Consider the following 24,046-nt stretch of genomic DNA (forward strand, 5'->3'; position numbering starts at 1 on the left):
GCAAGGGGATGGACTCAGGGCTCACAGCGCGCTCGGTGCCCGAGCCAGGACGTGCTCCTTGCGGGCGGCGTTTCGCGACGACATCCGGTAGCCGCCGATGAGAACCGCTGCCCAGACCGGCAGGGCGTACAAGGCGATGCGCTGGCCCTCGTCGAACGCGAGGAGAATCGTCAGAGCTGCGAGGAAGGCGAGGGTGGCCCAGCACAGGGCCTTGGCGTAAGGGAGCCGGAACGTACTCGCGGGTGCCTCACCGCGTTCGACGCGACGCCGGTAGACGAGGTGGCAGACAACGATGACACCCCAGCTCCAGATTCCTCCGAGGGTGGCGACCGACGAGATGTACGAGAACGCCTTCTCCGGGACGATCGCGTTGACCGCGACGCCGACGAGCATCAGAGTGCCGGAGGCGATGATGGCGGCCGCAGGCACGTGACCACGGCTGGTCTTCTCGAACACCTTGGGTGCGAGCCCGTCCTCGGCGAGCTTCTTGAGCAGGCGTCCGTTGCTGTACAGCCCGGCGCTGCACGCCGACAGAGCGGAGGCGAGGACGACGAAGTTCATGAGGCCGGCGGCCGCGGGAAGACCAATGTGCGAGAAGCTCTTGACGAAGGGGCTCTCGTCCGCGCTGAACTGATCCCAAGGGAACAGCGACATCAGCACGATCAGGGTGCCGACGTAGAAGATCCCGATACGCCAGGGCACGGAGTTGATCGCCTTCGGTATCACGGACTCCCGGTCCTTGGTCTCGGCTGCGGTCATGCCGATGAGTTCGACGCCCTGGTAGGAGAAGACCACGATCTGGAAGGCCAGAAGGACCGCGAGCAGCCCGTGCGGGGCGATGCCTCCGTGATTCCAGAGGTTCTCGATCCCGCCTGCCTGGCCGGCTTTGCCGACGTTGAAGACCAGTGCGAAGATGCCGCCACCGATCAGGGCAAGGATGGTGACGACCTTGATCGATGCGAACCAGAATTCGGCCTCCCCGAAGAATCCGACCTTGGCCAGGTTCAATCCGACGAGTGCGAGCAGCGCGATCAGTGCCGTGAGGTATTGCGGCATCGACGGGAACCAGGACTTGACGAAGACCCCGGCTGCGGTGAGCTCGGCCATCCCGATGATGGTCCAGGTGATCCAGTAACCCCAGCCGGTGACGAAACCGTATGCAGGGCCCAAGAACTCGCGCGCATACTCGGCGAAGCTCCCCGCGACGGGCCGGTACATCAGCAGCTCGCCGAGGGCACGCATGATGATGAAGATGAATACGCCGGTGACCGCGTAGACGCCGATCACGGCCGGCCCGGCGTAGGAGATGCCTTTCCCGGATCCGAGGAAGAGCCCGACTCCGATGGCGCCACCGATCGCGATCATGCGGATGTGTCGTTTGTTGAGTCCTTGCGCGAGGCCGTCCTCGTTCGCCCCTTCGGGGGAGCTGTCGACTGTCATGATGTGTCCTTGTTCGAGGTCAGTGTTTGGACATAGGCTTTTGGGTCGGCGAGGACAGTCGTGGCAGACCGTGCCCGGCGTTGCTCGGTCGGGTCCGGCTGGGTGTCGGGGGTCAGACAACCTCGACGATGAGTTCGACCTCGACGGGGGCGTTCAGTGGCAGTTCGGCGACGCCGACAGCCGAGCGCGCGTGTGTACCGGCATCGCCGAAAACGCTCGCGAGCAGATTCGAGGCGCCGTTGACGACGTCGGGCTGGCCGGCGAAGGCGTCGGCGGAAGCGACGAACCCGGTCACCTTCACGACCCGTACGACCGAGTCGAGGCCGACGAGGGCATCGATCGCAGCAAGTGCATTCAGAGTGCAGATTTCCGCTGCCCTCGACGCGTCCGTCACCGAAACCTCGCGGCCGACCTTTCCCGGTCGTTCGATCGATCCCCGCACCAACGGCAACTGGCCAGAGGTGTAGACCAGATCACCGGTCCGCACCGCCGGAACATAGACGCCGATCGGCGTGGCCGTCGACGGCAGTTCGAACCCGAGCTCGGCGAGGCTTTCCGCCCATGACGACATGGACGACGCGGAGACTGCGCACCGCGCGTCGTCGGATGCACCGGTGGTGGATGGTGTCGCGAACATGTAAATACTGCCCTGCTTTCGGGGGTGGGGCGTCGATGTGCACCAGCGTGCTGTGCGTCACCACGACGTGCATCGTGCGGCCGCACCAATCACAACCGAGGTGTGGTGCGGATTCACGAACGACGTACCGTTGGGTGCAGCAGGAAGCAAACGAAGGGTGCCGATCATGACCAGCCCTGGAGCCAGGCTCGACAACGTCGTGAGCAACCTCGCCGGCACCCTGCTGGAGGTTCTTGCGGGGACCGTCGACGGAACGACGTTGATCACCGACGTCGTCGTCGACGATCCGCGGGAACAGGTACCGGTTCGCCCCGGGGCCATGCTTCTGTGTACCGCCGCCGACGTCCGGGATCTGCCGGCCTTGCTCGATCGTGCGGTCACACGCCAGGCGCCCGCCCTCGTGGTACGTGCGCCGCTGGATCTCGAGCCGGAGCTGCGTGCTCGCATCGAACGCAGCGGTGTGGTCCTGCTCGGCCTCGCCGGCGGAGCAACGTGGGCACAGTTGGTCGTCCTGCTCCGCTCGCTCCTCTCCAGCAGTGCGAGCGGCGAGGAACTGCTGGCCGGTATGCCCGCGGAAGACTCGTTCGCCCTGGCCAACGCGATCGGATCACTACTCGACGCGCCGATCACCATCGAAGATCGCGACTCACAGATTCTGGCGTTCTCCGATCGCCAGAACGAGGCTGATCAAACACGGATCGAGACGATTCTCGGACGTGTCGTCCCCCAGCACGCCCGCCTCGCGCAGGAACGAGCGGGCGTCTTCAAACGGCTTCACGCCGGCGAGAAGCCGATCTTCATCGACACACCGCAGATCGAAGGAGTGCCAGGTCTTCCGCGTGTGGCGATAGCCGTACGAGCAGGTGACCAAGTGCTCGGCTCGATCTGGGCGGCTGTCCCTGGGCCCCTGAGCGACGAGAAGGAGCAAGTACTCGTCGATGCCGCGAAAGTCGTTGCGCTGCAGCTGCTGCGGCACCGTATCGGTGTAGACATCGACCGGCAGGTTCGCGCGGACCTCATCGCAACCGCATTGGCAGGAGGCGCCCCGGCGTCCGGCGCGATCGAGCGCCTTGGACTGGCGCACCGGACCGTGACCGTGCTCGGCCTGTCCCTTCCGATTGGGAACTCGGCCGACACTGCCGTCTCTGGGCAAACGCGACGGCAGACCTTGGAGCGGATCACCGACTCCTTCGCATTTCACCTATCGGTCGCGGCACCTGGCGCGGTTGCCGCATTGGTCGGCGACGTGTGTTATGCGATCGTGCCGGCGCCGATCCGGAAAGGAAAGGAAAACGTCACGGCCATGGCCCAGCGGGTTTCGAACGATTTCCTCGACCGTGCACGGGACAGAGCTGGAGGAGTGGCGATCGGCATCGGTCGCGACGGCTCGTCATCCGATCCGGCCGACCTCGCTCGCTCGCGGCACGATGCGGACAGAACCCTACGTGTCCTGCGCCAGGAACCAGCCGGCCGAGTCGCGATGTTCGCCGACGTCCAACTCAACGCACTCTTGCTGGAGATCGGTGACCAACTGCGCAATGAGGGCGGACTGCTGGACGGCCCCATCGCCCGGCTGCATCACCACGATCGAGAACACGGAACCACGATGGCGGAAACCGTGGCCCAATGGCTCGACCACCTCGGCAACACCCTGAATGCATCTGCGGCCATGGATGTACACCCCAACACATTCCGATACCGCCTTCGCCGAGCGGCAGAAATCGCGCAACTGAACCTGAATGATCCCGGTGAACGCTTTGCGGCGATGCTCGAGTTCCGGCTCACTCGGCAACGACCGTCCGCGGAAGCCACCGCCGCAACTTGACGCTTATCCGCGTGGGACGTCTTGTCAGCGGCGACCGCGCCCGGCCGTGTGCGGGGCCAGGCGAGCGGCCCGCGGGCGCGGATCTTTTTCAGCACGGAGACCGCGCCCCGCCCGGCGGCAGTCAGCCGGGTTTTCATGTCCCCAGTCCGCCGACAGGGGCCGACCTCTCAGTAGGACGCTGTCACGTTGGCTGACAGGGTGAGATGATCTTCAGATTGAGGGCATGGTGGGGGATCGTCCGTGGAGGGCACGTCGCTGTCGTACAGGGGTCACCGGTACCCGGTTGAGGTGATCTCGCACTGCGTGTGGCTGTACTTCCGCTTCCCGCTGTCCTACCGCGAGGTCGAGGAGCTGATGCTCCAGCGCGGCGTCATCGTCTCCTACGAGACCGTCCGGCGGTGGTGCCGGAAGTTCGGGCAGGCCTATGCCGACAGGCTGCGCCGCAGGCTTCCCCGGCCCGGTGACAAGCGGCACCTGGACGAGGTGTTCATCAGGATCAACGGGGAGCTGAAGTACCTGTGGCGGGCCGTCGACCAGGACGGCAACGTCCTGGACATCCTCGTGCAGGGCCACCGGGACAAGGCGGCGGCCAGGCGGTTCTTCCGCAAGCTGATGAAGAAGACGCGTGCGGTGCCGCGGGTGGTCGTCACCGACAAGCTCCGCTCCTACGGCGCCGCCCACCGCGAGGTCACGCCCTCGGTGGAGCACCGATCCCACAAGGGACTGAACAACCGGGCGGAGAACTCCCACCAGCCCACGAGGCAGCGTGAACGCGCGATGAAGGGCTTCCACAGCGTCGGCGGAGCGCAACGCTTCCTGTCCGCGTTCAGCGGCATCTCACCCCACTTCCGGCCCCGCCGGCACCTGATGACCGCGCCCGACCACCGCGCCGAGATGACTGTCCGCTTCGCCATCTGGGACCAGGTCACCGGCGCTGTCGGCCGACCCCACCACGGCCTGAACACAGGCCCGGAACCCGGGCCGCCCCACCCCGACACACCCTCAGACCACCACGTACCCAACAACGTGACAGTGCCTCGGGGGGCGGCTAGCACCGGCGGCGGCAGCCCAGGGCAAGCTCACGACCCCCAGGTCGTCGACCCCACCGCGCCGTGGAAACGTCACACGAAGGCGCCGATAATCATCACATGACCATGTTTCCCCGGCCATGGTCTGCCTGGGATGCTCGGTCCTCGGACAGGCCCGCTCGGAGCCGGCGGCAAAAGGGCGCGCGTTCGCTGCTGAGTGGCCGAAGCGTCGTCGGCCAGATGTTCCTGCTGCAGGTGGCGCTCGTGGTACTGCTTGCCCTCGGAGGCCTTGTCATGCTCGTGCTACAGGCCCAAGACGCGACCAGGCGCAAGGCCAGCAATCGTTCACTCGCTGTTGCTCAGGGTTTTGCCAACTCTCCGGGGCTTGCGGAGGCCCTGCGGTCCCCGACCCCCATGCGGTGCTGCAGCCGCGGGTAGAGGCGGCCGCGCAAGGCTCGGGCGTGGACTTCGTGGGCGTCATGAACCGGGACGGGATCTACGCCGCCCATTCGGTGCTGGCGCTCATCGGCAAACACACCGCTACGGATACGGCCCCCTTGCTGGCCGGAAAGACCGTCCAGGAGGAGGTCGTAGGCACTCTCGGCCCTCAGATCCGGGCCTACGTCCCCGCCAAAGCGCCGGATGGTTCGGTGGTCGGCGCGGTCAACGCCGGGATCACGGTTCAGCACGTCAGCGAGACGGCCGCTGAGCAGCTGCCGGTCCTGCTGGGCGCCACCTTCGGCGCGATGGCCATCACTACGGCGGGAGCTGCTCTGCTCATTCGACGGCTTTCGCGCCAGACCCATGGCCTCGGCCCGGCCCAGATCACTCGGATGTATGAACACCATGACGCGGTGCTGCATTCGGTGAAGGAAGGCGTCCTCATCGTAGACAAGGACGGTCGGCTGCTCCTCGCCAACGATGAGGCACAGCGCCTGCTCGATCTCCACCCAGCAGCGGAGGGCCGGCATGCGGACGAGCTCAACCTCCCACCACGCATCGCCGAACTCCTGACGTCCGGCCGAGAAGCGACCGACGAGGTGCACACGGCAGCAGATCGGCTACTGGTGGTCAACCAGCGGCCCACCGACCGGTACGGAGGCCCCCCGGGCAGCGTCGCGACCGTCCGCGACGCCACCGAGCTGCGCATGGCCGTGACGCTGCAGCGAAGCCTCCTGCCGCACGGCCTCCCCGAGCAGAATGCCCTCGAGGTGGCCCACCGCTATCTGCCCGCCGAGGCCGGGGTCGGCGGCGATTGGTTCGACGTGATTCCCTTGTCCGGCGGGCGCGTCGCCCTCGTCGTCGGTGACGTCGTCGGCCACGGCGTGCATGCCGCCGCCACCATGGGCCGCCTGCGGACCGCCGTGCACAACTTCTCCACCCTGGATCTGCCGCCTCATGATCTCCTGTGGCACCTCGACGAGCTGGTCGACCGGATTGACCAGCAGGAGGCCGGCAATGATGACGCGCTGATCACCGGGGCCACCTGCCTGTACGCCATCTACGACCCGGTGACCGGGCGCTGCTCCCTGGCCCGCGCAGGCCACCCCCCACCCGCCGTCGTCCATCCTGACGGCAACGTCACCTTCCTCGACGTGCCCGCCTGCCCTCCCCTGGGCATAGGGAGCGGCCTGCCGTTCGAAACTACCGACCTCCACCTGCCCGAGGGCTCCCGCCTCGTCCTCTATACGGATGGGCTCATTGAGTACCACCTCCGCGACATCGACACCGGCCTTGCTCTCCTACGCACCGCGCTGACCGGTCAACCGCACCTCTCCCCGGAGGAAACCTGCCAGCACATCCTCGACGTCATGCTGCCCCAGTGCCCCAGCGACGACATCGCCCTGCTGGTGGCCCGCACCTGCCTTCTGGACCCCGCGCAGGTGGCCGAATGGGATGTACCGTCCGACCCTGCCGCCGTTGCCCCCATACGCACCCAGTGCGCGCAGCGGCTGGAGGGGTGGGGACTGGAGGAGATCGCGTTCTCCACCGAGCTGATCCTCAGCGAGCTGATCACCAACGCCATCCGCTACGGCACCCAACCGATCAAAGTGCGGATGGTGTGCGACCTCAGCCTGATCTGCGAGGTCGCCGATGGTTCCAGCACCTCCCCCCACCTGCGCCGCGCCGCTACTTCCGACGAAGGGGGACGCGGCCTGTTCCTCATTGCCCAGTACGCCCAGCACTGGGGCACCCGCTACACCTCCCGCGGCAAGGTCATCTGGACCGAGCAATCCCTCCACGGTGGGGCCACAGAACCCAGCGCCGATCTGGTCGACGCCCTTCTCGACCAGCGGGACGAATAACCTGCGTCGATCTGCTAAGGCTCTTAGTAGTCCAGCTGTAGATCGTGATCCGAGAGAGGCGCGTCGGCGAGGGACGGCCGTTATTCCAGCCACATCCCGTCGCGCATGATGACTCTCCCGCGTAGTTCCGGCTCGCCGCGCCAAGCGCGCACAGTCCTCGGGACCACTCGTATATACAGAAAGGAACCCTCTTCCACGCGTGGATCCCACCCGAACTTGTCGGCGAACGCCTCCGCTGCGCCTCCGGGCACCTCTTGGTCCGGGAAGCACTCCGCCTCACCCTGGAGGAGCACCACGTCGAAGGTGTCCGGTAGCGCCAGGCGCACGCGCGGCTCTTTGCGGACGTTCCGCGCAGTCACGGAAGTGGCGCTGGTGCACATCCACACTGCTCGCCCATCCCACAAGAACCACAGCGGCACCTGGTGCGGCCCGTGATCAGGGTGAGCCGTCGACACCCATACATCCCGCTCGGTAACGAGCCGCTCCAGAGCGTCGCGCATACGCTCCGCCGTCTGGCGGCGAACGATTCCCGTGGTCTCCATGAGGACCGACCCTAGCCAAGCAGGCGCGAAGCGCGCCTGAGGCGCAGGACCTACTCCCAGCGACCGATGAACCCCTCAGCCTTTGGCTCGGGGCGACCAACTTCGGTGCTCAGAGTGGCCTGAGGTTCCCCCGAGATGCGGAAAGAAGTGACAGCGGGTCAGATGGGACTCATGAGAGGAACATCGACCATGGCTGCCCCCAGGAAATACTCGCTCGAGTTGCGTGACCGCGCAGTGCGCATGTATCGCACCGCGGACCCCAAGCCGCAGATCAAGAAGCTCGCCATCGACCTCGGTGTCCATCCCGAGGCCCTGCGCGGCTGGATCCGGCAGGCCGAGGCGGACGCCGGCGAGCGCGACGACCGGCTGACCACCGACGAGCGAGCGGAACTCGCGGCGCTGCGCAAGGAAAACGCCCAGCTCAAGCGGGCGAACGAGGTTCTGCGGACGGCCTCGGCGTTTTTCGCGGCGCAACTCGACCCGACCCGGCCCAGGTGATCGAGCTCCTTACCGAGCATCGAGACCTGGGAGTCGAGTGCGTACTTCGGGAACTGCACATCGCCTCCTCCACCTACTACCGCTGGCGCCGCGCGGAGCGCGAGCCGTGCGAGCGCGTGCGCCGGGACGCCGAGCTGACCGAACAGATCAAGCAGATCCACACCGATTCCGGCGGGATCTACGGCTCGCCGCGCGTCCATGCGACCCTCAAGCGCGAGAAGCGGCTCGGCTACCTCAGTCCGATCGAGTTCGAGGAGAAGTACTACGCCGACCAGGCAACGGCCGAACGAACGAACCTGAAACCCCGTCAACCCCTCCTGACCAGCTGATCAGTATCTCCCGCAGGCCGGGGGAACCTCAACGGGGTCGCCGGACGTGGAACAGGGTGGAAGCCGCCACGGTCCGAACGGTAAGGGGTACGGGGATCGAGCTTCAGGATCTTGGGGGCCTTCGCGTGTCCGTCCGCGACCTTGGGCGATGTTTGTGACGCCGAGCGATCTCATAAATGAGCTCCTGAAGCCGGCGTCCGCTGGAGCAGTGGCTGCAGCACAGCGCCCTGCTGCGCAGGCATGTCCCCGCCGAACTGGCCGAGCATGTGTGGCTGGTGACACGGCAGGGCAGGCCGGCTCGCGCGGTCTTCGAGGAGTACATGATGCGCGGGTGGGTCCAGGCCCACGATCTGCGCGACGATGACGGTGAATTGTTGCGCATCGACCGTCGGCGGCTGCGGACGACCTTCATCGCGCAGCGCGGCCAGCGGCAGTGGTCCCTGCGTGCGGCGATCGATCCGAACCACTCGCCGCAGGCCGAGGGAGATCATTACCTGTCGGCCGCGACACCGGCGCAGAAGGCGGTGGTTGAGGAGATCGCCCGGGACGCGCAGGGCGACCTGTTGCGGCGCGCGAGTGCGGCGCTGGTCGTCGACGAGGCGGCCAGCGCCGCCGGACTCCCGGAGGAAGTACACCGCCTCGGGCTCGCCGAGAACATCCTCGCTGAGCTGCTGTCGGGCCAGCGGACGCGTTCAGCGGGGCCTGCGCCGACCAGTTCGCTGGCCTGCACGGGCCGAAGGGCAAGCCGTGTCGGGCCCGGCCCTGGGTCTGCCTGCTCCGCCCCCTGGCGCTGTTCGCCCCGCGTCACCTGCCGAATCTGCTGCGGCTGAAAGCCTCAGAGCTGACTGAGCCGGTGGGTGCGTTCAATCGAGAGTCGGCATCAGTGGTGGGCCATCTGACTCCGCTGCCAAGGTGACTTTTCGCAGCAGGATCACAAGTTGCTCCCGCTCCGCTTCGCACAGCGGCGCCAGTAGTGCGCGCTCAGTCGCGATCTGATCACCGATCGTGGATGACCAGGCATTGTGTCCCTTTTTGGTCAATGTGACGAGCAGGCTCCTGCGATCTTCCGAGGCATGCTCCCGGGTCACGTAACCGGACTTCGCCAGACGGTCCAGCCGGTTCGTCAGCGTCGCCGGATGGGTGTCCAAAACTTGAGCCAGTCGCGTCGGCGACATCTGGTACGGCTCCCCGGCAGAGCGCAGACGCCAGAGGATCTCGTACTCCCACATCTCCAGCTTGCGCTTGGCGAGCCCTGCCTTCTTACAGCGCTGGAGATGTCGCACCAGCATCTGCATCCGCGTGACGACGCCTTCGATCTTCGGGTCCAGGTCGGGAACCTCGTGCCCCCAGCGAGCAATGTGCCGGTCGATCGAGTCCGCGGATGAGAGCGGACCGTGCTGCGTTGCGTCCATGACGCCAGCATACAACCAGTTATTTCGGATTCATATATTTTGAAATCATAGTAGTGTCGAACCTCTCGCTTCCGAGGAGGTTCTGATGGCTCCATTGCCCACCGCGCTCGCCGGCCGCATCGACGAGCACGTCATCGACAGCACCCTGCTGCGCGACAATCCCCTGGGAGATTCGGCGCAAAGGCCGTTGTGGGTCTACACCCCACCCGGATATGACACCGACCCCGAGCACCGATACCCCGTCACCTATCTGCTGCTCGGCTACGCCGGCACCCTCCCGCTCTGGCGCAACCGCACCCCCTACCGCCAGCCGGTACCCGAACTCATCGACGGAATCTTCGCCCGTGGCGAAGCGCCGCCGATGATTCTGGTGTTCGTGGACGCCTGGACCACATACGGCGGCAGCCAGTACGTCGACTCACCAGGGACCGGCCGATACCACTCGTACCTCTGCGAGGAGATCGTGCCGTGGGTCGATGCCCACTACCGGTCGCTCGCCGACCGCAATCACCGGGCACTGGCGGGGAAGTCCAGCGGCGGGCTCGGCGCGATAATCACATCGATGCTCCGACCCGACCTGTTCGGAGCGTTCGCGACACACTCGGGCGACTCATTGTCGGAGGCCCAGTACATCCCTCATTTCCTCATGGCGGCACGTCACTTGAGGGCGTACGACGGCGACATCCTCCGCTGGTGGGACGACTTCCGCTCACGAGTGGCCTTCACCAAGGATGAGGACCTGCGGCTGCTCGAACTGCTCGGTGTCTCGGCCTGCTTTTCGCCCGCTCCGAACGGCACACCGCAGTTGCCCTTCGATCCACGCACGGGCGCGATCCGGCCGGAGATCTGGCAGTGCTGGCTGGGCTGGGACCCGGTGAGGATGGCGCCGCTGCACGCCGAGGCGTTGCGATCCCAGCGCGCGATCTGGATCGACGCGGGCACCCGCGACGAATGGTTCCTCGACCTGGGTGCACAAGCATTCCGCGACGCCCTCGCCGAGATAGGAGTGGATGAGGATGTCATACGCTTCGAGTTGTTCGACGGAGGACACCATGCCGTGGAATACCGGATGCCGCCCGCACTCGCATGGCTGTCCCAACGGATCGCGCGCCCGTAGCACGTAGCAGGGATCCCTCTCCGGAACCGGGACTTTGACCGGCACCGAGCTGCTGAGGCAGCAGGGCGGCGGGCACCCGCGCAGCAGCGACGTGCAGCTGCGCGACGGGCGCCGGGTGACGATCCGATGCGTTCATGGGGCGTGGCTCGATGCCCGCCCGCCGCGCAGGACGTGTGCGAGGTCGAATCCCCGGCCGTTCCCGCTGGACAACCCCGCGGCTGAGGACATCCAGTCATCTCGATGAGGGCTCCCCGGCACGTCGCCGCCCAGGACCCGGCCGCCCGCCGCCGTCAATCACCTGACCTCCCGAGGTCCGGCCCCGCCCGAGGGACGCGCTGTGCGCCCCCATGGATCCCTCAGGTGCCCTATCCCAAGCTGGCGGAATTCTTCGGCTGTGACTGCCTGCGAAGCCAGGCGGGAAGCCCCGGGCACCAGAAATCACGAGCCGGTGGCACGGGTGAAGCGGGCAGCCCACTCGCGGATGAAGTCGACGAACTCGGGAGGGCCGAGCACCTCGAACTCCGCACCCACATTGCCCAGTGCCTGAGTCGGCCAGTCCAGCGTCTGCGAGGTCATCCGTACCCGGCACCGCTGCCCGTCGACCTCCTCGACCGTCGCCCACGGGCCGATCCGCGTGCGGACAGCCGCCGCAGTGGCGTACACGAGCACTTCGACGCTATGCAGCGCGGGGACACCAGCGCCCCGTGAACGGACGAACGCCGCAGCGTCCTCGGCGGGTAGCTCGCGCTGGCGAAACCGCTCTCCGGTGCTGCGCGGATCGTCGAGGCGATCGAGCCGGAAGTTGCGCCAGTCCTGCCGAGTCAGGTCGTAGGCGACCATGTACCAGCGGTACCCGAGTGAGACCAGCCCGTGCGGCTCGACATGGCGGGCGCTCCGAGCGCCACCGCGGGCGGTGTAGGAGAAGCGAAGCCGTTCCTCGTCCCGGCATGCCTGCGCGATGGCGGTCAGCACGCCGGTCTCGACACTTCCCCCACCACCCTCGACGGAGGGGACGGTCACCACCCGCAGGGCGTCGACCCGTCGGCGCAGTCGCGCCGGCATGACCTGTACGACCTTAGTGAACGCGCGGATCGAGGACTCCTCAATTCCGGTGACCGCGCCCTGGGCAGCTGCACGCAACCCGATGGCGAGCGCTACCGCCTCCTCGTCGTCGAGGACCAACGGCGGCAGGGCGGCGCCTGCCGTGAGCTGGTAGCCGCCTTCGACGCCGCGACTGGCCTCGACCGGGTAGCCCAACTCGCGCAGCCGGTCGACGTCGCGCCGCAGGGTGCGCACGGAAACACCGAGCCTGTCGGCCAGCTCGCCGCCGGACCAGTGCCGGTGGGTCTGGAGCAGGGAGAGCAGCCGCAGAGTCCGGGAGCTTGTGTTCGCCATGACCTCAGGATGGCGGCAATTGAGGTCAGAAAGTGACCGTTATAGCTCGTAGCGTGGATCTCGCGAGGACGGCACAGGCCCCGGGCCGGGTGCGCCGACTGATCGAAACAAGGAGAACGATGACCGACAGCACGATGCCGACGATCACCCGCACGGCGTGGGAAGTGCGGCTGGCCAAGCACCTGAAGACGGAGCTTGGGCTCGACAACTTCGACCTCGTGCAGGTGCAGACGCCCGAACCGGGCGCCGGAGAGGTCTTGGTCCGCACGGACTACCTGGGCCTGTCGGTCGCCTATCTGGAGATGATGCGCGCCGACTCCCATCTGCCGATCCCGCCGTGGCAGGTCGGCCAGCGCATCGGAGGCGGCGCGGTGGGCACGGTCGTGCGCTCCAACAGCGCAGACCTGGCCGTCGGCGACCTGGTCCGCACCATGACGGGGTGGTGCGAGTACTCGGCCGGGCCCGCGGACCAGTACCCCAAGCTGGACCCGGAGTTGTTCCCGAGCCCGGTGCACTACCTCAGCCAGGGGCCCACCGCGTACTACGGGATGGCCGAGATCGCCAAGGTCGGGGCCGATGATGTCGTCTTCGTCTCCGGTGCGGCGGGCGGCGTCGGGTCGCTGGCCGGGCAGATCGCCAGGTGCCGGGGCGCCGCGAAGGTGATCGGCAGCGCGGGAAGCCAGGAGAAGATCGACTACCTGGTCAACAAGCTCGGCTTCGACGCCGCGTTCAACTACCACGACCGCCCCGTCCTCGATCACCTGCGGGAACTGGCACCCGAGGGCATTACCGTCTACTTCGACAACGTCGGCGGCGAACAGTTCGAGGCAGCGGTCGTAGCGGCTGCACCCGGTGCCCGGTTCGCGCTCTGCGGTGCGCTGGCCACCCAGATCGGCGACCACGAGAACCGGTTCCCCGAGCCGGACCTCACCACGGCGACCGCCAAGAGGATCGAGGTCCTGCCGTTCTCCACCTACCACACGCCGGAGCAGGTCGCGGCGTGGACCGAGCACTTCAGCACCTGGTTGGGCGAGAACCGCTTCGTGTTCCCCCACGCGATCGTGGAAGGCGGCGTCACGGCCGCTCCTCAGGCGCTCGTCTCCCTGCTGCAGGGCAACTACAGGGGCAACGTCTCCGTGAAGATCGTCGGCTGAGGCTCAACGCGAACCGCCTGTCACATACTGACGGGCGGCTCGTTTCCTGCAGCGTCCCCACCACATCCAAGGAGATCCGGCACCACATGCCCGATATCCCCGTGCTCTCCACCCGCACCCTGAACCGGACACTGCTCCAACGTCAGTTCCTGGCAGCCCGAACCTCCCGCCCAGCGCTCGACGTCGTCGAGCACCTGGTCGCTCTGCAGGGGCAGGAGCCCAACTGGCCCTACGTGGGCCTGTGGACCCGGCTGGCCGACTTCCGGCACGACGAACTGACGGCACTGCTCCGCGACCGGCGCGTGGTGCGCTCCGCAGTCCTGCGCAGCACCCAGCACCTGACCAGCAGCGACGACTTCCGCTGGCTGCGGCCAGTCGTCCAGCCCGTCCTGGATCGCACCACGCGGGCGCGGTACTTCGCCGCACAGACTGCCGGGCTGGACCTCGACGAAATCGCCGCCACCGGGATGGAGCTGATGGCTGGTCGGACCCTGCAGCGGCACCAGCTCGCCTCGTCGCTCGCCGAGCGCTTCCCCGGCCGCGACGGCCGCGTGCTCGCGGGGGCGGTAGAACTGAGAGTACCGATGGTGCACGCCCCGGCCACCGGCGCGTGGGGAGCCTGGGGTACCCGTGCCGGCATCGCCATCACGGTCGCGGAGCAGTGGATCGGCCGACCGATGGCGGCGCCGCAGGTCGCGAGGCTGATCCGTCGCTACCTGGCGGCGTTCGGCCCGGCCGGTGTGAAGGACATCCAGGCATGGTCGGGGCTGACCCGCCTGCGCGAGACTCTCGACGAGCTGCTGCCGCAGTTACGCGTCTTCCGCGACGAGCAGGGCACAGAGCTCTTCGACCTGCCCGACGCGCCGCTCGCCGACCCGGACCGACCCGTCCCGGTGCGCTTTCTGCCCGCCTTCGACAACATCCTCCTCGGGCACGCGGACCGCGCCCGAGTGATCAGCGAGGCGGATCGTAAGCAGGTGATGCCGGGTCAGGCGATGGTGCGGCCCACCTTCCTGGTTGACGGATTCGTCCACGGCACATGGTCGAAGATGGGCTCCACACTGCTCATCTCCCCGTTCCGGCCGCTGTCGCAGGCAGACACCGCGGCGGTGCTGGACGAGGCCGAGCCGCTTCTCGCCTTCATCGCACCGGATGCCGCCAACCGGAGCGTCACGTTCAGCTGAGATAGGAGTTGCGAATGATCGCTCCGTAGGGAATCGCCAACGAGGGTCACCTTCACCGACGCCAGGACCGGCGAGCAGCGGGCCACCATGCCCGCTCCGGTCATGTGGGACGCCGCCACCGACAAGGTCTCCGGCGCGCACACCCACCGGGCCCGCGTCGACATGAAGGTCGTCAACAAGGGCGCCGGAGAAGTCGACCTGGTGGTCACGCCGTCGGCGGAGTTCCTCGCGGACCCGGCGACGAAGTTCCCGGTCACCGTGGACCCGTCCACCTCCGCGCTGGCGAACACCTTCGACACGTACGTGCAGCAGGGCGAGACCGTCGACTGGTCCACCGACACCGAACTCGACTTCGGCAAACCGGGCACCAAGAACACCGACGGCACCCCGCGCACCGCACGCTCCTTCATTACCTGGAACACCACACCGATCCAGGACGCGCTCATCGTCTACACGAACCTGTCGCTGTGGAACTTCCACTCCGGCAACACCGACTGCAGCGCCCAGAAGTGGACCGTCTGGGACACCAGCGCCCCCTCCACTTCTTCGCGCTGGACAGCGCAGCCCACCTGGAACCAGGAATTCCACTCCTCCACCCAGACCAAGGGCAACCCGGACTGCGCCGCCACCCAGCCCGACGGCTGGATCAACGCCGACGTCGACACCCTCGTCCAGACCTGGGCGTCAGCCAAGGCCACCCGCGGCCACATGGGCCTGCGCGCCGCCACCGACGACACCAAGGCCTGGAAGCGCGTCAACTCCGCGAACAATACGGCGAACCAGCCCAAGCTGTCCGCCGTCCGTCGGCTCAGTCGCGGACTCGTATGACAACTCGATGGCCGAGGCGCTGAACGGCACGTTCAAGGCCGAGCTGATCGAGATGCAGGGGCCCTGGACGGACGTCGACCAGGTCGAGCGGGCGATCTTCCAGTGGATCACGTGGTACAACGAAGAACGCCTCCACTCCGCACTCGACTACGTACCGCCCACCGAGTACGAACACGACTTCTGGCGGAGCCAGGAACAAGTCCCGCAGCCCGCCTGAACCATCAAGATCGGACTCTACGAAACTCGGGGCAGCTCAACGGAGCTCCTCGGGTACAAGCTGTCTTGGTCGACTGCCTGTACCAACGAGCTCCGTTGCTCTACGCCGGGCCCACCTTCAACGGGTTTGCATGACCTGTGGAAACGTTAACTACCCGGCCTTGGGGAAGCTTCACAAGGATGGTTGCACCACCTTTAAGATCGACCGGCCGCAGAACGACAACAGGTGGGAGGGCGTGATGACTGGTCAGGTCGCCGCAGTAAGCCGTAACGAGGTGTACTCGTTCAGCAAGCCCAATCGCGATTCCATCACGCTGCTCACGGGGCTCGGAGTGGAAGGAGACGTTCACGCAGGTGAGACGATCCGCCACCAGTTCCGCATGACCTACGAGCCGGACCTGCCCAACCTGCGCCAGGTCCACCTGATGCACGAGGAACTCTTCGACGAGCTCGCGCTCAAGGGCTTCAAGGTCTCTGCGGGGCAGCTCGGCGAGAACATCACCACGCGCGGGGTGGACCTGTTGGGCCTGCCCACCGGCACTCTGCTCCATCTCGGAGAGCGGGCGGTGCTCGAGGTGACGGGACTGCGTAACCCGTGCTCGAAGATCAACGACTTCCACAGGGGGCTGCTCGGTGAGGTCTTCACCATGGACTCCGTGTCCGGCGAGTTCACATTCAAGTGTGGCGTCATGGCTGTGGTCCGCCGTGGAGGGATCGTCCGCCCCGACGATTCCATCCAGGTCGAAACCCCGCCCCTTCCCCACCGCTCGCTGGAACGGGTCTAGGTTCTTGTTCCGTGGTCATCGGCGTGCCCAGATGAGGATGGCGGCGAGGTGGAGTGCGGCCTGGTAGGCGATGGCGAGCTTGCTGCGACTTGCTGCGGACTTTCGTTCCTTCATCGAAGGCCTGACGTCCGAAGCGTCCTTCGTCAGTGACATCGACGGGGCTTGAAGGCCGAAGCCCAACCTTCACCCCTCGGACCGTACGCGTAAGAAACGGGCGGTTTCGTGGCGTCCGGCCGCCTGGCGCAATTCAACGAGGAGAGGCTCAGTGAGCATCCGCACGGGCCCGTGGTCTGGGTGGTCCGTCGGCTCTCCCAAGAGACCTCGCACCAGCTCGCCAACCTGCCGTGACTGCATCGGGGTCAAGCGAGGTGACGTCTTCACGGTTCGATCATCGGGAAGCTGGACAGGAGTGCCCGCGGCACAAGCTCAAGCGACTCGTCGAGCGCGCCATCCTCGCCGAGCCCGAGCCTGGCCTGTTCAGCCAGCCCCGCCCGTGAGTCCGTGGCAGCTCTTCTCGCGCTGGGTCAGATGTGCTCGGCGATCACATAGACGGAATTGACCCCGCCCGCCCGAGCGACAGCGACGGAAGCGGTGACGGTTCCCTCGGCTGGTCCCTGCGCTCCGCGCCAGGAACTGCCCGGGAAGCTCCAGCCGAAACGCTGCCCTTCCCCGCTGGCGTCCCAGCTGACAGGTAGGCCGGGCGTGAGTGGCCCCACGTTGAGGGTCTGAAGGAGGGACGTCAGGCCGGCGTCGGGAACCTCGAAGTGAAGGAAGAGGGTCCCCTCAGAACCGATCAGCGATTCTTCGTCATGGAAGCGCACGTCCGTCGCCTGGTCGGGCAGGCTCACGCCGTAGTGCGCAAGCACGGTTGCCAGCGAACCGTCGCCATAAACCACGTCGTCCGGCTCCCGGAGATAGTCGTGCGGGTCTGCTTCACCAGGAAGCAGTAGCCAGGCGGCACCCGCCAAGATCGCGATAACGACTACGCTCAACGCGCCATACCGCCAACGGGCCGAGCCCCGCTTCCCCTCCGACATGCACCTATCCAAGCGCGCAATGATCCGGAACGCCACCTAGCCGACGAGTAGACCTGAAGCTTCCCCGTGATCTTGGACACTCGATGCTTACGCCGCGAGGGCGTGGTCCTGTTCGAGGCGATGCCAGGTCTCCAGCGGGGTGAGATAGCCCCAGACCGGATGCCTGCGCAGTCGCTTGCGGTTATAGAAGGTCTCGATGAAGGCAAAGATCTCGGCGCGGGCACTGGCCCTGTGCGGCCACTGGCGGGTGCTGATCTCCTCCTTCAGCAATGCGAAGAACGACTCGGCGGCGGCGTTGTCGAAGCATGAGCCGGTGCGGCCCATGCTCTGCCGAAGTCCCAACCGGACCATCTCAGTGCGTCGTGGCAAAGGGAGTCCCTGTTCGATGAGCAGGGGCTTCTTCGTGTGCAGGGCATGATCGTGGAGGGGTAGGGGCAGGCAGCGGACGGCTTGTTGTTGATCGGGGAGGGTGCGATGCCGTCGGTGCTGGGGTTGATGGAACGGCGTGAGGCGCGGGCAAGGCAGGAGCTGGAGTCCTGGACGGAGGTCCTGGAGCAGGCTCAGGCGGAGGTGGATGCCGCGCGAGAGCGAGTCGAGCGAGCCCGGGTGGGGCGTGAGGAGCTCGTGTCGGTGCTGGCCGAGGAGAGCGCGGTGAATACGCCGGTTTCCGTTCCGTTTGATGGTGGGGCGGTTGCTGCTGGGGGATCGAGCGGCTCCGGCTCGGTGCGTGGCGAGCGGCCGCCGGTGTGGCGGTCGGGCATGGGTGAGGAGGTGCTCAGCGACCTGTATCGGGAGGTGTTCGCCGCGGTGGTGGCCGCGTCGGGGCCGGTGAGCGGGGTGGAGTTGACGCGCATGGTGGGCCGGGATGCGGAGATCAAGAACGAGGTGGAGAAGATCCGTCACCGTGCCTACGCGCTGGAGAAGCGGGGCTGGCTGGTACGGGAGAAGGACGGACGGTTCACACTCGTGTCCGGGGTAGTCGGCCGGGACGCTTCTCCGGCCAGCGCGGGGCATCGCCGGCCATCTGGCGCGACAGCCTGATCACGGCTGCCCACCACACCATCTGCTGGTGGTGATCAGGGCGGCGTTCGTGGTCGCGGTTGAGGCGGCGTGAGCGGGAGAGCCAGCTCAGCGTTCGCTCCACCACCCACCTGCGGGCCAGTACGACAAATCCGCGTTGCCCATCGGATCGGCGCACGACCTCGATCCGGACTCCGTGACGGGCGAACGCCTTCGCCAGCGCCGGACCCTGGTAGGCGCTGTCGACCCACACCAGTTTCAGCAGCCGGCCCGGCTCGTCCATGAATGTCTCCAGCAGTGCGGGGGCGGCCTTGGAGTCGTGGACATCGGCCGTGGTCACGGTCACCTCCAGGAGCAGGCCCTCCGTGTCGGTCAGGATGTGGCGCTTGCGCCCGTCACGTGACTTGCCGCCGTCGTATCCGCGACTGTCCTCACCGACGGTTTCGGAGGCGTCCACCGACTGACTGTCGATGATTCCCGCACTGGGCTCGGCGTTGCGGCCTGTGCGCTCCCTGGCCGAACGTCGCAGGCGTTCGTACAGTTCACGCACGTAGTCGTAGGACCGCCAGCGGCGGAAGAAGTCGTAGACCGCCCGCCAGTAGGGGAAATCGACCGGCAGAGCCGTCCACTTCACGCCGTTGTCGACGAGGTAGCGCACGGCGTCGAGCATCTCGCGGTGGCAAAACGCCTCCGGACGCCCGCCCCGCCTGAGGAGCCACGCCGGCACCGGCATCGCGGAGCGGACCTGGGCCCACTCCGCATCCGTCATGTCGCTCGGATAGCAGCCTGCCCGCCGCCCCGGAGTAATCGAACCGAACCGGTGCACGTAGCAGTCACACCCAGGGGTGACCACGGTGGACGCAGGCACAGAGATACTGCTCAACTGATCAGGCAACGGGCTCCCTTGGTCGTGCTGGTGTCGTAACCGCGTCACTACCAAGGGGCCCGTTCTCTCATGCCCGCGACCGCACCCGAACCTCCGTCCAGATGGTCACCCGCTGCCGCTCGAACAAGATCCGGTTTGCCACAACGCACTCACGCCGGAGTTCGTCGGATGTGTACTCGCTGCCGCGGTCCGAATGCGCAATGCAGCCGGGCTGGAGCCGACCGCGTCTGGCGGCCATGGTCAGCGCGTCCACGACCAGGCCGGCGCGGTGGTGGTCGGCCATCGAGTAGCCGACGATCTCGCAGGTGGCGAGGTCCAGCCAGGTCGCCAGATACAGCCAGCCCTCATCGGTGGGAATGTAGGTGATGTCGCCGACCAGCTTCATCCCCAGTGCACTCGCGGTGAAGTCGCGGCCGATCAGGTCCGGGGCGGGCACCGCCCTTTGGCCGGGCGGGTCAAGCCCTTGCGCCTGCGCCGCGTGACGCCGCTGATGTCGCGTTCACGCATGACGCGCTCGATCCGCTTGCGGTTCACGCGGTGTCAGAGCCGGCGCAGCCCGGCGTGGATACGCGGCACCCCGTAAGTGCCTTTGGAGGCGAGGTGGAGCACGGTGATCTCGTGGGCGAGGGCGTCGTCGGCGGCCTTCCTTGCGCGCCGGGCCTGCTCGCCGGCCAGCCACGCATAGATGGAGGAGCGGGCTACCTTCAGCAGCCGGCACAACAGAGCAACATGGTGGGTGGTCTTCTCCGCCTCGATGAACGCGTACACCTCGCTCATCGATCGCTCTCCTTCGCGAAGAAGACCGCCGCTTTTCGCAGCACCTCGATCGTCTCCGCCTGCTCGGCGGCCAGCCTCCGCAGCCGGCGCAGCTCTTCGCGTTCGGCCGTCGTCAGCTCGCCCGCCGCCCCCGTCCGCGGTCGATCGTGTCCTGCTTGACCCAGGTTCGCAGTCCCTCGGCACTCACCCCGATGTCCCGGGCCACCTCGGTGACGGTCTTCCCGGAGGAGTGCACGAGCGCGACCGCATCCCGCTTGAACTCCTCCGTGTACCGCCTACTGCGGCTGCTCTTGCTTCCCACCTGGCACTACTTCCTCTGGAACTCACGTCCCAGTCTCCAGGTGTCCAAGATCAAGGGGAAGGTTCAAGGGTCGTGGCGGGCGGCTGCGGGTCCTGTCGTACCTGCTCGTGCGACGTCTGCGCACGGCACCACTCCCGTGCTGGAACCTGTGCTCACCTCGCCGGGACCTGACGAAACGCAGACGGCGACGGCGGCAGGTCGGCGAACGAAGTCGGCCACGCGACGTCGTCGATCGCGAGCCACGGCGCAGCGGCTACGGCGGTGGGCGTCACCCCGGTAAACGCCTTGACCTCGCGGTGGAGGTGGGACTGGTCGACGTAGCCGCTTGCGGCCGCCACCCGAGCGGTGGCGTCACCCGCCGCGAGAAGGTGGGCGGCGTGGTCGAAGCGCACCAGCTGGGCGGCACGCTTGGGAGTGAGGCCGATCTGGGACCGGAAGCGGGACCACAGGCGCTTACGGCTCCATCCCACCTCGTTCGCCAGGCTGTCGACCCGCACCTGTCCCCGGCTGGTGAGCATCCGCCACCAGGCAGCAGCGATCTCCGGATCGAGCGGTGGGCGGGCGTCCAGCCGTCGGCCAAGGACATCCGCCGCGATCGTGAACCGTTCGTCCCACGACGTGGCGGCGCGCAGCCTGTCCTCGGCTCGCCCGGCGTCGCGACCCCAGACATCTTCCAGGGAGACCACGGTCCCGACGAGCTCGGTCGATGCGCTGAGCACTGCAGCCGCCACGACCGGCGACAACCGAATCTGGAGGCACTGGCCTGCCTCGGCCGTCCGGCCGCTGATCCGAAGGTTGCCCGGGATCAGCCCGACGACCACGCTGCCGCGTTCGCGCCGGCCGTGGGCGTTGTAGACGAGGCCGTCTCCTTCGCTCAGGTCCACGAACAGGGTGACCGATGGGTGCGCGACCATGGCGATGTCCACGAGCGCCGGGACACGTTGACCGAACCCGGCCATGCTGATCCCGGGCAGTCGCTCTGACTGCCGCGGGATCGCGACCTCCACCGACGTCCAGTCAGGTGGTGACTCTGTGGCCCACACAGCACCAGGGTAGCGATCGGTGTCAGCGGCCTGCCGCCGCGAAGGCCAGCAGCAACTTGCTGGTCGTCTCCGGCGCTTCGAACATGGGGAGGTGTCCGACGTCGGGCAGTTGCTCGACGCGCGCGTTCGGCACCGTGTCGTATTGGTGTGCCGAAGACGGATCCCAGCGGCGGTCGGCAGCGCCGAAGATCACCAGGACCGGGACGTCGAGGGCGGTGAGGCGGTCGGGCACGCTCCGCTCGGCGATGTACGCGGCGTTTCGGCGCAGCACCGTCCTTAACGTGCGATAGCCGATGCCCCGGACCTCGACGACCAGGTCGTCCGGGACGTCCACCGGGCGGTTGCATACCGCGGTCACCCCCCTGCGGAGCATCGCGTCCGAGCGGATCGACCAGAGGAGCGGGCCCAGCGGCGGGGCAATCAGCATCTGAAGGAGGACGGGCTGCGGAAGGAGCGCGTCGGGACTCGGGCCGCTGCTGATCAGCGCGAGCGAACCAACCAGGTCAGGGCGCTGTTCGGCAAGCGCGGTGGCGATGTATCCACCGCTGGAGTGCCCGACCACGGTGATCGGACGAAGGTCGAGCTCGTCGAGCACCGCGGCCAAGCGGCCCGCCTGCTCAGGCACGTCGTACGACGGCGCGGGCGAGGACTGGCCGTGACCCGGGAGGTCGACTCGGATGACGTGATACTGGTCGGCGAGTGCCGGTACCACCGGGCTCCAGGAGCCGCCCGAGAATCCCGATCCGTGGATGAGCACCAGCGGCGGCGCCTGCCGCGGGCCGTAGTGGACCACATGCATCCCGTGCAAGTGCGTGACGTCGTCATGTCCCATGTACGGGACGATGCCTGCGCTGCCCGCTATCAGTCTTGTACAAATGTCGTCGCGAGGCTGACGCTCGCCGGACACCTCTGTCTCCACGGCGAGCGGGACTTCCACGAAAGCCAGGCCGTTTGAGAACGTCAGCCATCGGCAGTCTCCAACCATCTGGCATTCATGCAGGTCAACGAGTCGCTACCTGCCACCTACACCGCGACGGGACACTGGTTCTTCCACTTCGTGATCATGTCACCGGTCTGCGACAGCGGTGTCCTGGAACGAAGACGCCGGGATCTCCTCGGCTCACAGCCCCCTCATAGTGATCAAGCAAGCACCAAGAAGCCGAAACCGCTTCGGCCTCAACCACTGATTACCAAGGGGATTTCATGTCCGGCAACCGTCGCAAGGCCTTCCTCGTCTCCGCAGTCCTCGTCGGCGGCGCCATGCTGATGACGGCGTGCCAGGACTCGGACGCGGCCACGGACACCGGCGCCGCGCAGGGTTCTTCGTCCGCCACTCCGGCCGGCAATGCGGTCACCCCGTCCGGCTCGTCGACCGCGGGCAGTAACCAGGGCACCGGCAAGGGCTCCGACGCGACGGGCAAGGGAACCGCGGACGGGGTCGGGTCCGGCGCCGACACCGGCAACGGCGAGCGGGAGCCGGTCGGGCAGAGCTGCGGCGCCAACGACATCTCCTGGAGCACCAGGTCCGAGACCCAGGCCGGCGGATACATTCTGATCATCGCGAAGGCGAAGTCGGGGATCACCTGCTACCTGCCCGCTGCGCTTCCGACCGTGGCGTTCGGATCCGACGGCACCGAGGCGGGTCCCGCGGAGCAGACCGCCGGCAAGCAGATCAAGCTGAGCGGGAGCACCACCGCCTACGCCGGGGTGAACCCGAAGACCACCAACGCAAACGGTGGCAAGGAACTGGACAGCATCATCGTCGCCATCGGTGACGACGACCCCAACCCGGTTTCCCTGCCGGTCGGCACCATCACTGTCGATCACCCGATCGTCACCAACTGGCACACCGCCCCGAAGGACGCCGTTCCCTTCAGCTGAACGGGAACCGCAGCTCGTGATCCATGCTGGTGACGCGCAGCGTGCCGACCTGGTGACAACCACCGTGCTCTGCCTGATCGAAGCCACAGGTCAATGGACGCCAAGTCTGACAACTAGCGTGCTTCGGCTCAACTGCGCACTTCGGTTGGCGGATTGAGCACTTCAGGTGGCGTGGTCCGCCAGACCGGGCGCCAAGGTGCTGCGACCCCTCTGGCGTCAGGGAAGCGCCACGAGATGATCACCTATGGCGGATGTGGTTTTCTTCGATCTGGGTTCTCGTGGACGAAGCCATTGGCCATCGCGACCGGCTGCGGGGTATCGCCGCCTGGTCACCACCTCTCGGGTGGTGGGCGAAGGCGGGGATGGTTGGGTTCCCCACCCCTCTCCATCCCTCTTCTTCGGAGG

The 24,046-nt window shown here is 66.9% G+C and carries 24 protein-coding genes and 5 pseudogenes; 15 read left to right on the forward strand and 14 right to left on the reverse strand.

Annotated features, from left to right (window positions below; translation table 11 throughout):
• Positions 1 to 21: 21 nt before the first annotated feature.
• A complete protein-coding gene (locus OG972_RS40430; protein ID WP_266990073.1) occupies positions 22 to 1,440 on the reverse strand; it encodes an amino acid permease in 1,419 nt (472 codons plus the stop codon).
• A 112-nt stretch (positions 1,441 to 1,552) separates the two neighbouring features.
• Positions 1,553 to 2,011 (reverse strand): RidA family protein, encoded by a 459-nt coding sequence (locus OG972_RS40435; protein ID WP_266991021.1) that lies wholly within the window; start codon positions 2,009 to 2,011, stop codon positions 1,553 to 1,555.
• Positions 2,012 to 2,243: 232 nt separating this feature from the next.
• Here OG972_RS40435 and OG972_RS40440 point away from each other — a divergent pair, with 232 nt between their 5' ends.
• The 3 genes and pseudogenes from OG972_RS40440 (at position 2,244) to OG972_RS40450 (ending at position 7,236) form a co-directional block, all read left to right on the forward strand.
• The gene (locus tag OG972_RS40440) at positions 2,244 to 3,902 is read left to right on the forward strand and encodes a CdaR family transcriptional regulator (RefSeq protein WP_266990075.1); all 1,659 of its coding nucleotides are present in this window, start codon (positions 2,244 to 2,246) and stop codon (positions 3,900 to 3,902) included.
• 240 nt (positions 3,903 to 4,142) lie between these two features.
• Positions 4,143 to 4,790, forward strand: a pseudogene (locus OG972_RS40445) (IS6 family transposase); the annotation flags it as partial.
• A gap of 380 nt (positions 4,791 to 5,170) precedes the next feature.
• Positions 5,171 to 7,236: pseudogene (locus OG972_RS40450) on the forward strand (SpoIIE family protein phosphatase).
• An 80-nt stretch (positions 7,237 to 7,316) separates the two neighbouring features.
• Here the strand turns inward: OG972_RS40450 and OG972_RS40455 are convergent.
• Positions 7,317 to 7,778: a pyridoxamine 5'-phosphate oxidase family protein gene (locus OG972_RS40455; protein WP_266990077.1), complete on the reverse strand. Its 462-nt coding sequence runs from the start codon at positions 7,776 to 7,778 to the stop codon at positions 7,317 to 7,319.
• Positions 7,779 to 7,967: 189 nt separating this feature from the next.
• Here OG972_RS40455 and OG972_RS40460 point away from each other — a divergent pair, with 189 nt between their 5' ends.
• The 3 genes and pseudogenes from OG972_RS40460 to OG972_RS40470 all read left to right on the forward strand — a co-directional run bounded on the left by OG972_RS40460 (position 7,968) and on the right by OG972_RS40470 (position 9,435).
• Positions 7,968 to 8,276, forward strand: coding sequence for a transposase (locus OG972_RS40460; RefSeq protein ID WP_266366366.1), 309 nt, complete (start codon positions 7,968 to 7,970; stop codon positions 8,274 to 8,276).
• Between the two features lie 107 nt (positions 8,277 to 8,383).
• Positions 8,384 to 8,485 (forward strand): annotated as a pseudogene (locus OG972_RS40465) (transposase); the annotation flags it as partial.
• Between the two features lie 395 nt (positions 8,486 to 8,880).
• A complete protein-coding gene (locus OG972_RS40470; RefSeq protein ID WP_266990079.1) occupies positions 8,881 to 9,435 on the forward strand; it encodes a hypothetical protein in 555 nt (184 codons plus the stop codon).
• Positions 9,436 to 9,468: 33 nt separating this feature from the next.
• On the opposite strand, the gene OG972_RS40475 is transcribed toward OG972_RS40470, so the two are convergent.
• Positions 9,469 to 10,017: a MarR family winged helix-turn-helix transcriptional regulator gene (locus OG972_RS40475; RefSeq protein ID WP_266990081.1), complete on the reverse strand. Its 549-nt coding sequence runs from the start codon at positions 10,015 to 10,017 to the stop codon at positions 9,469 to 9,471.
• A gap of 85 nt (positions 10,018 to 10,102) precedes the next feature.
• On the opposite strand from OG972_RS40475, the gene OG972_RS40480 reads away from it, so the two are divergent.
• Positions 10,103 to 11,134: an esterase family protein gene (locus tag OG972_RS40480; protein ID WP_266990083.1), complete on the forward strand. Its 1,032-nt coding sequence runs from the start codon at positions 10,103 to 10,105 to the stop codon at positions 11,132 to 11,134.
• A gap of 438 nt (positions 11,135 to 11,572) precedes the next feature.
• Here OG972_RS40480 and OG972_RS40485 read toward each other — a convergent pair whose 3' ends face one another.
• Positions 11,573 to 12,529, reverse strand: a complete 957-nt coding sequence (locus tag OG972_RS40485) for a YafY family protein (protein WP_266990085.1) — start codon at positions 12,527 to 12,529, stop codon at positions 11,573 to 11,575.
• Positions 12,530 to 12,648: 119 nt separating this feature from the next.
• Between OG972_RS40485 and OG972_RS40490 the strand changes: the two genes are divergently transcribed.
• From OG972_RS40490 to OG972_RS40510, 5 genes and pseudogenes are all read left to right on the forward strand, one after another.
• Positions 12,649 to 13,683: an NADP-dependent oxidoreductase gene (locus tag OG972_RS40490; protein WP_266990087.1), complete on the forward strand. Its 1,035-nt coding sequence runs from the start codon at positions 12,649 to 12,651 to the stop codon at positions 13,681 to 13,683.
• An 86-nt stretch (positions 13,684 to 13,769) separates the two neighbouring features.
• Positions 13,770 to 14,867, forward strand: coding sequence for a winged helix DNA-binding domain-containing protein (locus tag OG972_RS40495; protein ID WP_266990089.1), 1,098 nt, complete (start codon positions 13,770 to 13,772; stop codon positions 14,865 to 14,867).
• Between the two features lie 45 nt (positions 14,868 to 14,912).
• Positions 14,913 to 15,659, forward strand: a pseudogene (locus OG972_RS40500) (DNRLRE domain-containing protein); the annotation flags it as partial.
• Positions 15,660 to 15,702: 43 nt separating this feature from the next.
• Positions 15,703 to 15,912, forward strand: a complete 210-nt coding sequence (locus tag OG972_RS40505) for an integrase core domain-containing protein (RefSeq protein WP_266990091.1) — start codon at positions 15,703 to 15,705, stop codon at positions 15,910 to 15,912.
• A gap of 238 nt (positions 15,913 to 16,150) precedes the next feature.
• Positions 16,151 to 16,696: an MOSC domain-containing protein gene (locus OG972_RS40510; RefSeq protein ID WP_266990093.1), complete on the forward strand. Its 546-nt coding sequence runs from the start codon at positions 16,151 to 16,153 to the stop codon at positions 16,694 to 16,696.
• A gap of 15 nt (positions 16,697 to 16,711) precedes the next feature.
• Here the strand turns inward: OG972_RS40510 and OG972_RS40515 are convergent.
• A pseudogene (locus OG972_RS40515) lies at positions 16,712 to 16,810 on the reverse strand (IS5/IS1182 family transposase); the annotation flags it as partial.
• A gap of 108 nt (positions 16,811 to 16,918) precedes the next feature.
• On the opposite strand from OG972_RS40515, the gene OG972_RS40520 reads away from it, so the two are divergent.
• Entirely contained in the window at positions 16,919 to 17,044 is a 126-nt protein-coding gene (locus tag OG972_RS40520; protein ID WP_266990095.1) for a hypothetical protein, read from the forward strand.
• 176 nt (positions 17,045 to 17,220) lie between these two features.
• On the opposite strand, the gene OG972_RS40525 is transcribed toward OG972_RS40520, so the two are convergent.
• Together OG972_RS40525 and OG972_RS40530 are read right to left on the reverse strand one after the other, a co-directional pair.
• On the reverse strand, positions 17,221 to 17,688 hold the full coding sequence (locus OG972_RS40525) for a hypothetical protein (RefSeq protein WP_266990096.1): 468 nt from the start codon (positions 17,686 to 17,688) through the stop codon (positions 17,221 to 17,223).
• Positions 17,689 to 17,820: 132 nt separating this feature from the next.
• Positions 17,821 to 18,075 carry an integrase core domain-containing protein gene (locus tag OG972_RS40530; protein ID WP_266990097.1) on the reverse strand — a complete coding sequence of 85 codons (255 nt, stop codon included), beginning with the start codon at positions 18,073 to 18,075 and terminating at the stop codon, positions 17,821 to 17,823.
• Between the two features lie 132 nt (positions 18,076 to 18,207).
• Here OG972_RS40530 and OG972_RS40535 point away from each other — a divergent pair, with 132 nt between their 5' ends.
• A complete protein-coding gene (locus OG972_RS40535; RefSeq protein WP_266990099.1) occupies positions 18,208 to 18,774 on the forward strand; it encodes a hypothetical protein in 567 nt (188 codons plus the stop codon).
• Here the strand turns inward: OG972_RS40535 and OG972_RS40540 are convergent.
• From OG972_RS40540 to OG972_RS40565, 6 genes are all read right to left on the reverse strand, one after another.
• Complete coding sequence (locus tag OG972_RS40540; RefSeq protein ID WP_266990100.1) at positions 18,692 to 19,522, reverse strand: IS5 family transposase; 831 nt, start codon at positions 19,520 to 19,522, stop codon at positions 18,692 to 18,694. The genes OG972_RS40535 and OG972_RS40540 overlap by 83 nt on opposite strands.
• A 184-nt stretch (positions 19,523 to 19,706) precedes the next feature.
• The gene (locus OG972_RS40545) at positions 19,707 to 20,075 is read right to left on the reverse strand and encodes a DDE-type integrase/transposase/recombinase (RefSeq protein WP_266990102.1); all 369 of its coding nucleotides are present in this window, start codon (positions 20,073 to 20,075) and stop codon (positions 19,707 to 19,709) included.
• A 104-nt stretch (positions 20,076 to 20,179) separates the two neighbouring features.
• Complete coding sequence (locus OG972_RS40550; RefSeq protein ID WP_266990104.1) at positions 20,180 to 20,416, reverse strand: IS3 family transposase; 237 nt, start codon at positions 20,414 to 20,416, stop codon at positions 20,180 to 20,182.
• Positions 20,417 to 20,528: 112 nt separating this feature from the next.
• On the reverse strand, positions 20,529 to 20,717 hold the full coding sequence (locus tag OG972_RS40555) for a transposase (RefSeq protein WP_266990106.1): 189 nt from the start codon (positions 20,715 to 20,717) through the stop codon (positions 20,529 to 20,531).
• Positions 20,718 to 20,869: 152 nt separating this feature from the next.
• Positions 20,870 to 21,676: an AraC family transcriptional regulator gene (locus tag OG972_RS40560; protein WP_266991023.1), complete on the reverse strand. Its 807-nt coding sequence runs from the start codon at positions 21,674 to 21,676 to the stop codon at positions 20,870 to 20,872.
• 106 nt (positions 21,677 to 21,782) lie between these two features.
• A complete protein-coding gene (locus OG972_RS40565; protein ID WP_266990108.1) occupies positions 21,783 to 22,592 on the reverse strand; it encodes an alpha/beta fold hydrolase in 810 nt (269 codons plus the stop codon).
• Between the two features lie 371 nt (positions 22,593 to 22,963).
• Here OG972_RS40565 and OG972_RS40570 point away from each other — a divergent pair, with 371 nt between their 5' ends.
• Positions 22,964 to 23,641 carry a DUF4232 domain-containing protein gene (locus OG972_RS40570; protein WP_266990110.1) on the forward strand — a complete coding sequence of 226 codons (678 nt, stop codon included), beginning with the start codon at positions 22,964 to 22,966 and terminating at the stop codon, positions 23,639 to 23,641.
• Positions 23,642 to 24,046 lie beyond the last annotated feature (405 nt).

The sequence above is a fragment of the Streptomyces sp. NBC_01669 genome (assembly GCF_026339735.1).
In the GTDB taxonomy this organism is placed as follows: Bacteria; Actinomycetota; Actinomycetes; order Streptomycetales; family Streptomycetaceae; genus Streptomyces; species Streptomyces yanii.